The sequence below is a fragment of the Mobilicoccus caccae genome (assembly GCF_030161635.1).
Lineage (GTDB): Bacteria > Actinomycetota > Actinomycetes > Actinomycetales > Dermatophilaceae > Mobilicoccus > Mobilicoccus caccae.
In genome coordinates this window covers 2,405,328-2,417,706 of sequence record NZ_BSUO01000001.1, presented here as the reverse complement: position 1 = coordinate 2,417,706, position 12,379 = coordinate 2,405,328, and the positions used below count along the sequence as shown (strand labels likewise).

The 12,379-nt window shown below is 69.7% G+C and carries 14 protein-coding genes and 1 pseudogene; 2 read left to right on the top strand and 13 right to left on the bottom strand.

Annotated features, from left to right (window positions below):
- Positions 1-490: 490 nt before the first annotated feature.
- From QQK49_RS11815 to QQK49_RS11785, 8 genes and pseudogenes are all read right to left on the bottom strand, one after another.
- Positions 491-703 carry a hypothetical protein gene (locus QQK49_RS11815; RefSeq protein ID WP_284304093.1) on the bottom strand — a complete coding sequence of 71 codons (213 nt, stop codon included), beginning with the start codon at positions 701-703 and terminating at the stop codon, positions 491-493.
- Positions 704-780: 77 nt separating this feature from the next.
- Entirely contained in the window at positions 781-1,179 is a 399-nt protein-coding gene (locus QQK49_RS11810; protein WP_284304092.1) for a DoxX family protein, read from the bottom strand.
- A 40-nt stretch (positions 1,180-1,219) separates the two neighbouring features.
- The gene (locus QQK49_RS11805) at positions 1,220-1,627 is read right to left on the bottom strand and encodes a GOLPH3/VPS74 family protein (protein ID WP_284304091.1); all 408 of its coding nucleotides are present in this window, start codon (positions 1,625-1,627) and stop codon (positions 1,220-1,222) included.
- A gap of 38 nt (positions 1,628-1,665) precedes the next feature.
- Positions 1,666-1,893: pseudogene (locus QQK49_RS23290) on the bottom strand (GPP34 family phosphoprotein); the annotation flags it as partial.
- Between the two features lie 155 nt (positions 1,894-2,048).
- On the bottom strand, positions 2,049-3,596 hold the full coding sequence (locus QQK49_RS11800; RefSeq protein WP_284304090.1) for a hypothetical protein: 1,548 nt from the start codon (positions 3,594-3,596) through the stop codon (positions 2,049-2,051).
- A 66-nt stretch (positions 3,597-3,662) separates the two neighbouring features.
- Positions 3,663-4,649: a cation diffusion facilitator family transporter gene (locus QQK49_RS11795; RefSeq protein ID WP_284304089.1), complete on the bottom strand. Its 987-nt coding sequence runs from the start codon at positions 4,647-4,649 to the stop codon at positions 3,663-3,665.
- Positions 4,646-5,167 carry a transporter substrate-binding domain-containing protein gene (locus QQK49_RS11790; protein WP_284304088.1) on the bottom strand — a complete coding sequence of 174 codons (522 nt, stop codon included), beginning with the start codon at positions 5,165-5,167 and terminating at the stop codon, positions 4,646-4,648. Before QQK49_RS11790 ends, QQK49_RS11795 begins: the two co-directional genes overlap by 4 nt.
- 77 nt (positions 5,168-5,244) lie before the next feature.
- Positions 5,245-5,787 (bottom strand): type 1 glutamine amidotransferase domain-containing protein, encoded by a 543-nt coding sequence (locus QQK49_RS11785; protein ID WP_284304087.1) that lies wholly within the window; start codon positions 5,785-5,787, stop codon positions 5,245-5,247.
- A 257-nt stretch (positions 5,788-6,044) separates the two neighbouring features.
- On the opposite strand from QQK49_RS11785, the gene QQK49_RS11780 reads away from it, so the two are divergent.
- Positions 6,045-6,479, top strand: a complete 435-nt coding sequence (locus QQK49_RS11780; protein ID WP_284304086.1) for an Hsp20/alpha crystallin family protein — start codon at positions 6,045-6,047, stop codon at positions 6,477-6,479.
- Between the two features lie 162 nt (positions 6,480-6,641).
- Here the strand turns inward: QQK49_RS11780 and QQK49_RS11775 are convergent, their stop codons facing one another.
- The gene (locus QQK49_RS11775) at positions 6,642-7,532 is read right to left on the bottom strand and encodes a LysR family transcriptional regulator ArgP (protein ID WP_284304085.1); all 891 of its coding nucleotides are present in this window, start codon (positions 7,530-7,532) and stop codon (positions 6,642-6,644) included.
- 70 nt (positions 7,533-7,602) lie between these two features.
- Between QQK49_RS11775 and QQK49_RS11770 the strand changes: the two genes are divergently transcribed.
- Positions 7,603-8,196, top strand: a complete 594-nt coding sequence (locus tag QQK49_RS11770; RefSeq protein ID WP_284304084.1) for a LysE/ArgO family amino acid transporter — start codon at positions 7,603-7,605, stop codon at positions 8,194-8,196.
- A 68-nt stretch (positions 8,197-8,264) separates the two neighbouring features.
- Here the strand turns inward: QQK49_RS11770 and QQK49_RS11765 are convergent, their stop codons facing one another.
- Genes QQK49_RS11765 through QQK49_RS11750 form a run of 4 tightly spaced genes read right to left on the bottom strand, consistent with a single transcriptional unit; the run spans position 8,265 to position 12,258 of the window.
- Positions 8,265-8,468, bottom strand: coding sequence for a hypothetical protein (locus QQK49_RS11765; RefSeq protein WP_284304083.1), 204 nt, complete (start codon positions 8,466-8,468; stop codon positions 8,265-8,267).
- A 49-nt stretch (positions 8,469-8,517) separates the two neighbouring features.
- On the bottom strand, positions 8,518-10,584 hold the full coding sequence (locus QQK49_RS11760) for a prolyl oligopeptidase family serine peptidase (protein ID WP_284304082.1): 2,067 nt from the start codon (positions 10,582-10,584) through the stop codon (positions 8,518-8,520).
- 32 nt (positions 10,585-10,616) lie between these two features.
- Entirely contained in the window at positions 10,617-11,183 is a 567-nt protein-coding gene (locus QQK49_RS11755) for a DnaJ family domain-containing protein (protein ID WP_284304081.1), read from the bottom strand.
- Positions 11,184-11,235: 52 nt separating this feature from the next.
- Positions 11,236-12,258, bottom strand: a complete 1,023-nt coding sequence (locus QQK49_RS11750) for an epoxide hydrolase family protein (protein WP_284304080.1) — start codon at positions 12,256-12,258, stop codon at positions 11,236-11,238.
- Between the last annotated feature and the right edge of the window lie 121 nt (positions 12,259-12,379).

Below are 12,379 nucleotides of genomic sequence, written 5' to 3'. Positions count from 1 at the left end.
GCGTGTCGAGATCGCGTGCACCCCAACCCGCCTCGAGGGCGACGCGCTCGGCGACGGCGAGGACCTCGTAGATGCCGCCGCGGGCCTTGATCGACCCGGAGACCGGCAGGACGTCGTCGCGTTTGAGCCACAGCGGGTGAGGCAGGCCCAGCGCCGCGGCGGTGCGGGGCACGGGAGTCAGCGGCGAGTCGATGACCCCCGGCTCCTCCTCGCCCGAGGCGGGCAGCGGGATGTGCCAGGGGCCGGAGAACGTCTCGGCGAGGAACGGCGCGAAGCGTCGCAGCCGGGCGTCGGCGTCCTGCACCTCGGCCAGGGTGATGTCGCAGTCGGTGACACCCGTGCGCTGCTGATTGACCCACGTCGTGGGCACACCGGCGCGGACGTCCTGCAGGAAGTGGTCGTCGGTGGCTCCGGCATCACCCGGACGGCCCGGCATGTCGCTGTTCACGCCTCCAACCCTGTCACGTGGCGCGGAGCGTGAGGCCGGACCTCACTCCTCGATCTGGGCGTCCTTCTCCTTGTGGACCTCGTCGGCGATGCGCTCGACGTCCTGCTCAGGCACGTCGACCCCCGCCTGCTCGAATCCCTCACGGAGGTGCTGCTCCACGGTCTCCGGCTCGGCACCGGGGTCCCATGACTCGGCCCGCTCCTTGACGTTCTCGACGGCGTCGCTTCTGGCGTCTGCTTCCTCGGAGTTGCTCATGCCCGCAACTACCCGGGTTCGGCCGACGTCAAACAGCGGGTCGAGTCGCCGACCGGGCCTGCGCCTTCGACGTCACCTCAGGTTCGGGAGGCGTGACGGTGAACGAACTCGGACCGCCGGATCAGGTCCGCCTGCAACGGGAGTCGGCCGAGTGACACCACCTGCAGATACCAGGGACGCCGACGCCAGTTCCACGCCATCTGCACGTTTCCGGGAAAGACCCCGGCGAACAGCGCGGTCGCGACCCGCCCGCCGAGGCGTCGCGTCCTCGGCGCCGCGAGGAGGGCCGCCGTGGCCACCTCCACGACGCCTGAGCCGTAGGTCCACGCCCTCGGTGATCCGGGGAGAGACGCGGGGATGATCTCGTCGAACGGTTCGGGCTTGACGAAGTGCAGCACTCCCATGCCTGCGCACAGGACGGTCAGGAAGCGGGCGGTGCGATCGGCGCGACGACGCTGGAGGGTCGGCAGGGTCATGACTCCAGGGTAGGGGCGAAGCGTGGGATGCGTCCGCCGCTCAGCTCGAGGAGGACGTGATGACGGGCACCATGACGGCGGTCATCATCGCGGCGTTCATGGCGGCCACGGCCCTGGTCACGGCGGCACTCACCGCCTCACCGGTCGTCATGTTCTGCGAGACGACCTCGATGCGGGCCTTGAGCTCCTTCTTGCTCATGCCGCCGGACTCCTCGGCGAGCACCTTGTGCGCCACGTCGAGGCCCTGGAGGATCGAGAGGAGCGTCGCCTCCCTGGGCGTCACCTCGGCGCCCTGCAGCGCGACGCGCAGGCGCTCGCGCACGTGCCGCTCCGGGGTGGGGTCGGCGACCGGACGCTTCTCCGGCACGATTCCGAGCATCCGCTGCTCCTCGACCGAGATCGCGCCGGAGCGTTCAAGCGAGGCGACGACCTGCTTCTCGGCGGCCACCTTGCCGTCGACGACGAGGAGGAGATCTTCTTGCCGTCCTTGTCGCGCAGGCGCGCGAGGGCATCATCGAGGACGGGGTGGTCGGTGGGCGAGGGATCGACGATGCTGAGGCGGGGATCCTTGTCCTCGCTCAACGTGACTCGTTCACGCAGAACGAGATCGGTGATGTTGGCTGCAGCCAGACCGTAGGCGGCGTAGGTCGCGCCACTCTCGCGACGACCGTCGTCCCTGGTCAGCAGGAGGAAGAGTTCTTCGGCGATCAACATGTCTTCACGGTATGACGGGCCCGGTGGGCCACGTCCTGACATTCGTCATCAGCGACCGTGACGTCGTCACGTCGTGTGATCGAGTGCGGATGGCGGGCCGCAGACGCGGACCGGACGCCCCCGGCCACAGGGCCGCGGGCGTCCGGTCGAGGGACTCAGCGCTCGGCGCCCACGTGGATCAGCGCCACGGTCTGGGTGACGATCGCCTGACGCCAGGCGTCGAAGCTCGCGTCGCTCGGTGCGTAGAGGTTGGTCTTCTCGAAGTGCTGCATGATCGGCGTGTGGATGTGCCCGGCCGGGATGTCACGCCCGAGCCGATCCCGCAGGAGCGTGTTGCGGTATCCGGACTCGTTGGAGAGGTAGTTGCCGCCGCCACCGGCGAACGCGCACGAGTCCTTCGCCGGCGGGACCCCGGGCTGGGCCGGGTCGATCGACCCTTCCGGTGCCGCATTGCGGGCCACGCGCTCGGGCGAGGAGCAGTCGGGGAACTCGGTGTAGGCCGTGTTGCGGATGACCGGGAACCCGGTCTTGGGCGCCGACGGTGCGCCGGGCGGTGGCGTGACCTGCGCGCCGGTGCCGCCCGCGATCATCCGCTCGAAGGGGAGGGAGGCCGTGGTCCACTGCGGCGGGTTGTGCAGGTCGAACGCGCGCGGGCCGCCCCAGCGGGCGGGGACGGTGGTGTTGCAGCCGGGGTTGTTCTCGGCGATCTGCGCGGTGCCGTCGATGACGGGGCACGGCCGGCTGCCGTCGTTGCCGGGGGTGACGCCGCGGTAGCGCCCGTTCCACACCTCGAGGTCGAAGCGGCCCTCGCGGCCCTGGCTGACGGTGAACGAGGCCGTCAACGAGCGCGTCCCGGCCCGCATGTGGGGTCCGACGGTGTCTTCCACCCAGCCGGCCGTGAACTCGGTGAAGTTCACCGGCAGCATGTAGCCGTGGATGACCTGGCGGCGGCCGTCCTTGCCCACGCGCACGGTGCCGTCGACCGCGAGCGCGGTGGCACCCGAGGGGTTTCCGTGACGGATGTTGTTGCCGGCGGCGCCGGGTGCGCTGCCGGCGGGGCCACCGTCGAGGGTGTAGGGGTCGAATCCGCTGACCAGGACGCGTGCGGTGTTCCGCCCGGCCGGGTAGGAGATGTCGGTCATGCCGCGGGAGGCCTTCTCGAAGGTCTCGATGACCGACTCGCGCTGGGCGTCGGTGAGACCGCGCGCCGGCTGCCACTGGCGGAGGGCGGCCGTGACCTGCAGCCGGGCCCAGTAGAGCGGACGGTCGTCGCTGCGGGGCAGATCGCCCTTGACCGCGCCGGTGGACTGGACGCGGGCGACGGCGGCCTTCCAGAGCCGCGTGCCCTCCTGGGCGGCGAGCCGCTGGGCCGACCGGGCATCACGTGTCTGGCACAGACGTTCGACCACTCGTGGAGCGAACCGCTCGAATCCGCCACCGGAGATCATGCCTGCGGCGAACGTCCGGGACGCCAGGCGTGAGGGGTCCTTCGGGTCCGGCAGACGCGCAGCCAGGCGACGCTCCTCGACGGACAGGTCGATGTCGGGGTCGAGGCAGTCGGCGCTCAGCACCGCGCTGTCGGGAACCGGGGAGTCCTTGCCGGCAGAGGTCGCGATCGTCGGGGTGAGTGTGGTCGTCGCCATGGCGAGGACGGCAGCGGTGGACAGGGTGCGGACCCACGGGAGGGCGGGGCGGTTCGGCACAGGGGTTCCCTTCGCTCGGCTCGGGTGCGCTGGATCGTTTCACCGTCCGCGCAGCCCCGCAAGGCCTCATTCCCGTTGTGGCGCGCGCAGGTTCTCCGGCACCACCGCGACAGGTGCCACGACGACATCGTGGAGTTTCCAGTCCAGAGCGACGATCTCCTCCCGCATCCGCTCGAGCTGCTCGAGGCGAGCGACACGCTCGCGTGGCACGACGAAGACCTCCGTGTGGAACAGGTGGCCCTGATCGCGGATGCGCACCCCGACGTCCTCGACCCAGTCGGCGCGGCCCACGAGCTGCTCCACGCGGGCGATGACCGGGTGCGGCGCGGAGTCGTCGAACCGGCGGGCACGACCGTCCATGAGTCCCCTGGTGGCGTTGCGGATCTGCGTGATGCCGTCGTGGAGCACGCTCGCGGAGATGGCGAGAGCGGCGACCCCGTCGGCCCACCACCAGCCGATCCCGATCCCGAGGATCCCGAGCACCGCGCCGAGCGCAGTCATCCAGTCGGCCTTGTTCATGTCGGCGTCGGCGTAGAGGACCTTGTCGTGCAGGGTCTCGGCGAGCGGCATCTTCATCCGGCCGAGGACGACCGGACCGATGCCGGTATAGACCATCGCGGCGATCATCGGCCACCCCGCCCAGACGGTGTGGCCGAAGAGCTGCAGGGTGCCGATCGGGGGATGCTCGGCGCGGACCAACCCCGAGGCGGAGTCGATGACGAGGAAGACGCCCATCGCGAACAGCGCCACGGCGGCTGCGAGATGGCCCGAGCCGACCGCGCGGTGGAACCCGTACGGATGCTCGCGCGAGTGCTCGCGCCGGGCGAAGCGTGCGGCCACCAGGAACGCGATCGGCGGGATGAGTGAGAGCAGATCCTCGATCCATGCGACCTTCATCGCCTGCGAGCTACCCATGACCAGGGCCACGACGACCACGCACGACAGGAGGTAGATCAAACCGACGATCTGCACGCGGATCGCGCGGCGCAGGCTGCGCTGCTGTTCCTCCGGCAGGGTGGTGTCGCCGAAGCTCGTGATGCGGTGCCTCGTCACGGGGCCACCTCGTCCAGGTAGCGCTCGAGCTCGGACAACATCGCGTTCTCGCCGAGCGGGACCGCCATGACGTGCTTCCGCTCGATGCCGTCGGGGCCGTCGGTGGTGGCGTACGGACGGGTGAGACTCGCGCGCTTCTCCCACGGCGAGGACTTCAGCAGACCTCCGACGATCATGTCGACCTCCCCGTCCTCGAGTTTGCCGACGAGTTCGGACTCGCCGCCGACGACCCACTCGACCTCCACACCGAGACGTTCGGCGAACCCCCGCGCGAGGTCGGGCTCGCTGCCGGTCGGGGCGTCGGCCGTGTCCTCGACGACGACCAAGGGTGGGTTGTCGGACGCCCCGAGGCGCAGCACCTTGGTGGCGCGCACCCGGTCGAGGGTGTGGTCGGGATCGGCCGGGATGACGCCGCAGCCGGTCAGGGCGAGTACGCCGAGAACGGCCGCCCCCGCGATGCAGCGGAGGATCAAGGAAGGGCGGCGGGCCGGCACGGGCCCGGCGCAGTGTGCTGGCATGGCGACCTCGACGGCGCAAGAAGGGTCACGTTCGGCCCCGATCCTCGCGGCATCGGGGCCGAGTACGTGCGGGATCGTCAGTGCGCGGCGACCTGCTCGATGAAGGCGGCGCAGAAGGCGTCGAGGTCACCGGGGTTGCGGCTGGTCACCAGCTTGCCGTCGACGACGACCTCCTGGTCGACCCACTCGACTCCCGCGTTGCGGAGGTCGGTCGAGATCGACTCGTAGGACGTCATCCTCCTGCCGTCCGCGACCCCGGCGTCGATGAGGATCCACGGCCCGTGGCAGATCGAGGCCACCGGCTTGTCGGCCTCGAAGAACTGCTTGACGAAGGCTCGGGCGTCCTGGTCGATACGCAGGGTGTCGGCGTTGACCGTGCCTCCGGGAAGCACGAGGGCGTCGTAGTCACTCGCCTTCGCGTTCTTGACCTGGACGTTCACGTCGAAGCTGTCGGCGTGGTCCCAGTCGCCCTTCATCGCGGTGAGCGAGTCGCTCTTGGGGGAGACCAGAACGGGGGTGGCGCCCGCCTTCTCCACCTCTTCCCAGGGCTGGGTGAGTTCGGGCTGCTCGACTCCGTCGGTCAGGAGGAAGGCGATCTTCTTGCCGGTGATGTCGGCCATGAGAGGGCTCCTTTCGTCGGGTGACTCTCCCGATGTCTCTACCCTTTTCGTCGTGCTCTCATGCAGGCCCGTGGCGAGTTACGGGGGTACGAACGCCTCGGGTGGTGGCGCTCCGGGGACCCTGGACAGGTGCCCGTTGCGGCGGCCACATGTGGCTCAGATCACTGGACTGCGTTGGGAATGCTCCATAAAGTTGAGTCGTTCCCACTCATGAAGCAGTCGGGTCGATGGGACCCGGCTTCCGAAGGAGGTATCTCATGACCACGCAGTTCGACCCGTTCCGCGACCTCGACCGGTTCTTCTCCCAGCAGGCCACCCGCACGCCTGCCTCGGCTGCCATGCCCATGGACCTCTACCGGTCCGGTGAGGACTTCATCGCGCGCATCGACCTGCCCGGCGTCGACCCGAGCACGATCGACATCGACGTCGAGGACCGGACGATGACCATCCGCGCCGAGCGCCGCACCGAGCCCGAGGGCGACATCAAGTGGCTGAGCCACGAGCGTCCCTCCGGCACGTTCGCGCGGCAGCTGACCCTGGGCTACGGCGTCGCGCTCGACCGGATCGACGCCGACTACGCCGACGGCGTCCTCACGCTCACCATTCCGGTGGCCGAGGAGTCCCGCTCGCGCAAGATCAGCGTCGGCCACTCCGGCACGAGCAAGACGATCGCCGGCGAGAAGGTCTCCTGATCCGCTCCGCCCGCCGCGCCGAGGGGTGAGGCGAGCCGACTCCCGCCGCGGGTGAGCGCAGAAGACATGACAGACGGCAGGGAGATGGTCGTGATCACGACCATCTCCCTGCCGTCTTCTCTGTGATCTTCACTGTCGCCGCGTACCTGGCGGGGATCGCCCTCACCGCTCGCCGCCGGCCCCTTGTCGCAGGCCTCGACGGGCCGCCCGGTGGACGGCCTGAGTGAGTCGTGCCGTCGTCTCCGAGCCGAGCCGCCAGCTCTGCCAGGCGAGTTCGACGTCGATGTGCTCGTCGGTGCCGAGCCGCACGAGCTCGCCGGTGTCGAGGCTGTCGCCCAGCTGCGGCTCGGAGATGAGTCCCCACCCCATGCCGGCCCGCACCGCTGCGAAGAACGCCTGGTTGGACGGCACGAGGTGGCGCATCGCGGGGTCCTGCACGCCGTGTCTGTGAAGGAGGCGGTGTTGCAGGTCGTCCTTGTCGCTGAACCGGACCATCGGCATGCCCTCCCAGTCGATCCGGCCTCCAGGAGCATGTCGCTCGGCCAGCTCCGGGGTGGCCATCGGCAGGTAGCGCAGCACCCCCAGGGGCTCCGTCGTGCAGCCGGGGACGACGACCGGGTCCGACGTCACCGCCGCCACCGCCTCGCCGGTGCGCAGGTAGTGCGTGCCGTGGTCCTCGACCTCGATGAACAATTCGAGGGCCACGTCGGGCCAGGTGGCGACCTCGTCGAACACGGGCTCGAACCAGGTGGCGAGGGAGTCGGCGTTGACGACCACCGGCAGGGGACGGCGCGACATCGGGTCGGGGTCGAGTTCGGCGTAGGCGTCCGCACGCAGCTCGGCCACCTGTCGGGCGAGCCGGAGCAGCACCTCACCGTCCGTGGTTGCCCGACACGGCGAGGCGCGGACCACCAGGACACGGCCATGGTGTCTCTCGAGAGCCTTGATCCGCTGGCTGACCGCCGATGGCGTGAGGTGCAGCGCGCGAGCCGCGGCCTCGAACGAACCCTCGTCGACGACGGCAACGAGGGCGGAGAGATGATCGACGTTCATGAAGCAACGCTAAGGGATCCCTCAGATCATTCGCTGGTCTTATCTCGGGGGCATCCGTAGCGTCGGTGACGTGACCACGCTCCTCCTCGGATTCATGACCGGTGCCGCCTTGATCATCGCGATCGGCGCACAGAACGCCTATGTCCTGCGCCAGGGCTTGCGACGCGAACACGTCGGCGTTGTGGTGGCCATCTGTGCGTTGAGCGATGTCGTCCTCATCTTCGCGGGCGTGGCCGGTGTGGGCGTGGTGAGCGCCCTGCATCCCGCGGTGCTCGACGTCATGAAGTACGCGGGGGCGGCCTACCTCGCGTGGTTCGGACTACGCAGTCTGTGGTCCTCGCGCCGGGCGAGTGGCCTGACGGCCTCGCTCCCGCGCGGTGCAGGATCCGTGGCACTCACCGCCGTCGCGCTGACCTGGCTCAACCCGCACGTGTACCTCGACACCGTGCTGATGCTCGGCTCGGTGGCCAACCAGCAGGGTGACGCCGGCCGATGGTGGTTCGCCGCCGGGTCGATCCTCGCCAGCCTCGTGTGGTTCCCGACGCTGGGCATCGGCGCCAGGGCACTGGCCCCGCGCCTGGCCCACCCCCGGACGTGGCAGATCCTCGACGTCCTGGTGGGCGTGACGATGCTGGTGATCGCCGCCCTGCTGTTGTTCTCGTGACGGCCTGAACGGAGGGACGCCGCGTCGATGCAGGGAGGGGCGCACGGGGGCGGCGGCCCCCGTGCGCTCTATTCCACCGGTGAGGTGGTGGCCGGGTTGTCGTTGCCCGGGTCGTTGCGCTCTGCCGGGCCCGCGGCGGTCTCGTCCTCCTCGGTGTCCGCGGAGGTGTCGCGGTCGGCCATCTGGTCGGCGTCGGCGTCGGGGGGAAGTTCTTCGAGTCGTTCGGCTGTTCGCTCATGACGATCCTTCCTCGGGGTCTGTTCGCTCTTCACGCTACGGCCGGGCGGCCCTTCACGCCTGCCGGGGCGCCGACCACCCTCGTCATCGTGACGCGGTATCGGGGTCGAGGCCGGTGTGGGCAGCGAGAAAGGCCAGGACGTCGGCTGCTTCCTGCGCCTGGACGGGCTTGGGCTTTCCCGCGCCGTGCCCCGTCGAGGTCTCGATCCGCGTGAGCACCGGGGCTCCTCCGGCCTGGGCGTGCTGGAGGGTGGCGGTGAACTTGTGGCTGTGGGCCGGGACGACGCGATCGTCGTGATCGCCGGTGACGACGATCGTCGCCGGGTAGGCCGTCCCCTCCCGCACGTTGTGGAGTGGTGAGTAGGCGAGAGCGACCTCGAAGTCTTCGGCGACGTCAGGATCCCCGTAGTCGGAGATCCATGACGATCCGATCGTGAACCGGTGGAACCGCAGCAGGTCGAGCACGCCGACCATCGGCGCGGCCGCAGCGACGAGGTCGGGGTGCTGGGTGATCAAGGCTCCGACGAGGAGTCCGCCGTTGGAGCCGCCGTATGCGGCCAGTTGCGCCCGGCTCGTCACCCCTTCGTCGACGAGATGCCGTGCGACGGCAGCGAAGTCGTCGAAGACATTCTGCTTGTGTTGCAGCTTGCCCTGCTCGTACCACTCGGTGCCGAACTCACCCCCACCGCGGAGGTTGGCGATGGCGACCGCTCCGCCGGCCTGGACCCAGGCGATGTTCATCGGGGAGTACGAGGCGCCGAGCGGGACGTTGAAGCCGCCATAGCCGTACATCAGGGTGGGCACCGAGCCCTCGGTGTCCGCGGATCGGATCAGCCAGTAGGGCACTCGCGTGCCGTCGTCGCTGGTGGCTCGGTGTCGCGTCACGCGGACCTCCGGCGGTGTCCACGATTCGCCGGGGATGAACGACAGCTCTCGGACCTGTCCGTTCGAGGGCGTGACGACGAACGACTGCGCCGGGGAGGTCACCGAGTTGACGGTCACGAGGAGTTCGTCTCGTCCTGCTTCGCCGTCGAGGACCAGCACGGTGCCTCCGATGATCGGGAGCCTGCCGAGCTCGTCGCCCCCACGCGTCCACCGTGTGAGGACCGGCGCGGCGTCCTCCAGGTGCTCGGTGACCATCACGTCGCCGGTGATGACGGCCCTGACGAGCGTGCTGTCGCTCTCGGGGACGACGGTGGAGAAGGCTGCCCCGTCACTCGACAGGTCGAACGAGACCACACGGCTGCGCGGCGCGTCACGATCGGTGACGAGGTAGAGGATGTCGTCCACGACGTCCACGACGCCGACGTCGTCCGTGAAGTCGTCCAGCACCTTGACGGGCTCGCTCAGATCCGCTCCTCGCAGGGGGTAGAGCCACAGCTTGTACCGGTCCTCCGTGCCCCGGTTCATGCTGATCGCCAACCAGCGGCCGTCGCTCGAGACGCTCGGCCACATGGACACCCGCGGATCGTCGGGGAACTCGAGGACGAGCGCATCGTCGGCGGGATCGGAGCCGACCTCATGGCTCATGAGGATCGGCCGGGGCAGGGCGGCGGTGGCAGTTCCCTCGGCGCGTGAGTCGACGTACCTGGTGTAGAGGAACGTGCGGTCATCGCCCAGCCAGATGAGGTCGCTGAACTTGGTGTCGAGCACGGCCTCCTCGACGGCCCGGCCGGTGTGCAGGTCCTGCACGTACACCTGCTGCCAGTCGGAGCCGCCGGCGCTGCGGGAGTAGGCGGCCAGTGCTCCGTCGCGGCTGACCGACAACCCGGAGATCGACGTCGTGCCGTCGCTCGACCAGGTGGAGGGCTCGAACAGCACGTCACCACCGGCCTCGAGCTCTGCCAGAGTCCGGGCGATGTACCAGGTGTTCTGCGGCCCCGACCCATCACCGCGGGAGACGACGTACCACCCCGCGCAGTGGAACGGCGGTGTCGCTACCGGGCGCATGACGATCCGGCGGAGGAGGTCGGAGAACCAGGTGTGCGACGCGAGGCCCTCGAGGTGGACGCGGGTGACCGCGTTCTGCGCCGAGACCCAGGCCCGGGTCTCGGGTGAGTCCGGGTCCTCGAGCCACCGGTAGGGATCGGCGATCCGGCGGCCGTGCAGGGTCTCGACGACGTCGCCACGTCGCGACTGGGGGATCTCCATGGCGGTCACGCTAACGGGTGGGGACGCCCGGCTCAGGACGTATCGGTCCTACCGGTCCTCCCAGGCAGGAGGCCCCTCGCGCAGAGCGGGCCGCGCCCGTCGCCGTCCCCGCAGTCGACCCCACCAGCGTCGAAGGCGCCGGGTCGGGGAGGCGCACTCGAGCTGTCCGCAGTCTGGGTCGGCGCCTCCTGGATCTCATCGAGCGCACGCAGATCGCGGAGTTCACGCCAATGGGACACCATCTCGTCCACGTCGACGCGGGGAGCCACCACGGGCATCGCCCGCCCGATCACCGGCCGCAGCCGATCCTCGACCACCCGCCGGTTGTAGTCACGCAGGATCTCGCGGACGGCGTCCTCGCGGGTCACGTCCACCAGCGAGGCGGGAAAACCGGCATGTTCGGCTCGGAGTTGCATGACCGGCGGCATCGTCGCCGACGCGTCGAGCCCCTCGCGGTCGAGGAAGCGCTTGACCCACCAGTCCGGGTCGTCGACGTCGTGCAGGTCCAGGGGCTTTCCCGAACCGGGAAGCCCGTCGAACTCACCGCGCTCGGTGGCCTCGCGGATCTGCCGCTCCACCCAGCTCTCGTGGAAGACCATGGCTGATTCTCTCCGACGCTCCCGTGGGCAGCAGGCGTCGGGTCGACCGCGGTTACTCGCGAGCGGCCCGCACCGCAGTCATGCCTGCTCGCAGATCGGCGACGAAGTACCGGGGTACCTCCAGCGAGGGGAAGTGACCCCCGACCTCCGGTGCGTTCCACCGGACGATCCGGCGGTATCGTTCACGCGCCCACGGGCGGGGGCACTTCGAGCCGTGGTCGCGGGGGTACATGGTGATCGCGCAAGGGACGTCGACCCGGAGGGCGGGGTCGAGGGAGTCGTGGCTCTCGGAGTAGATGCGGGCCGACGAGGCCCCGGTCCGCGTGAGCCAGTAGAGCGTCACGTTGTCCAGCAGCCGGTCCCTCGAGGTCGTCTCGAACGGGCTGTCCTGCGTGTCGCTCCACTCGGCGAACTTGTCGAGTATCCAGGCGAGGAGCCCGACGGGTGAGTCCACGAGCGCGTAGCCGATCGTCTGGGGTCGCGTCGCCTGCTGTTCGGCGTACGCCGCACGGTGACGCCAGAAGTCGCGGTGTTCCTCGACCCAGGCACGTTCCGCTGTCGTCAGGCCTTCCGTCGTCAGGCCGGGCGGCCCTTCGGCGAATGTCGTGTGGATGCCGAGAACGTGCGCCGGGAACCTGCCGCCGAGGATCGTGGTGATCACGCCTCCCCAGTCGCCGCCGTGAGCGAAGAACTGCGGATACCCCAGGCGTCCCATCAGTTCCACCCACGCGGCCGCGATCCGTTCGGCTCCCCATCCGGGGGCGTCCGGTTTGTCGCTGTGACCGAATCCCGGCAGGGACGGCGCGACGACGTGGAACGCCGGCGCGTCCGCATCGGAGGGATGCGTCAGTTCGTCCACGACGTCGACGAACTCGGCGACGCTGCCCGGCCACCCGTGGGTGAGGACGAGAGGGACGGCGTCGTCGCGATCGGAGCGGCGGTGCAGGAAGTGGATTCCCAGACCGTCGATGGTCGTGCGGAACTGGCCGATCCGGTCGAGGCGCTCCTCGAACGATCGCCAGTCGTACGCGGTCCGCCAGTGGTCGACGAGGGTCACGAGGTCCTCGAGGGGCACGCCTTGGTCCCATCGGAGGGGTCCCGCGGAGCGCCTCGGACCGTCTCGGCTTCGGGGAATCTCGTGGCTGCCAGGCGCGTGCGCAGATCCTCGAGGTCGGTGTCGGTCGCCCGGCCGTCGA

What these genes read in the sequence shown, in the direction of transcription:
- QQK49_RS11775 (WP_284304085.1), bottom strand. Translation starts at nt 7,532, where the DNA reads ATGAACGTCGATCATCTCTCCGCCCTCGTTGCCGTCGTCGACGAGGGT.
- QQK49_RS11760 (WP_284304082.1), bottom strand. Translation starts at nt 10,584, where the DNA reads ATGGAGATCCCCCAGTCGCGACGTGGCGACGTCGTCGAGACCCTGCAC.
- QQK49_RS11790 (WP_284304088.1), bottom strand. Translation starts at nt 5,167, where the DNA reads ATGCCAGCACACTGCGCCGGGCCCGTGCCGGCCCGCCGCCCTTCCTTG.
- QQK49_RS11810 (WP_284304092.1), bottom strand. Translation starts at nt 1,179, where the DNA reads ATGACCCTGCCGACCCTCCAGCGTCGTCGCGCCGATCGCACCGCCCGC.
- QQK49_RS11785 (WP_284304087.1), bottom strand. Translation starts at nt 5,787, where the DNA reads ATGGCCGACATCACCGGCAAGAAGATCGCCTTCCTCCTGACCGACGGA.
- QQK49_RS11780 (WP_284304086.1), top strand. Translation starts at nt 6,045, where the DNA reads ATGACCACGCAGTTCGACCCGTTCCGCGACCTCGACCGGTTCTTCTCC.
- QQK49_RS11755 (WP_284304081.1), bottom strand. Translation starts at nt 11,183, where the DNA reads ATGGTCTTCCACGAGAGCTGGGTGGAGCGGCAGATCCGCGAGGCCACC.
- QQK49_RS11815 (WP_284304093.1), bottom strand. Translation starts at nt 703, where the DNA reads ATGAGCAACTCCGAGGAAGCAGACGCCAGAAGCGACGCCGTCGAGAAC.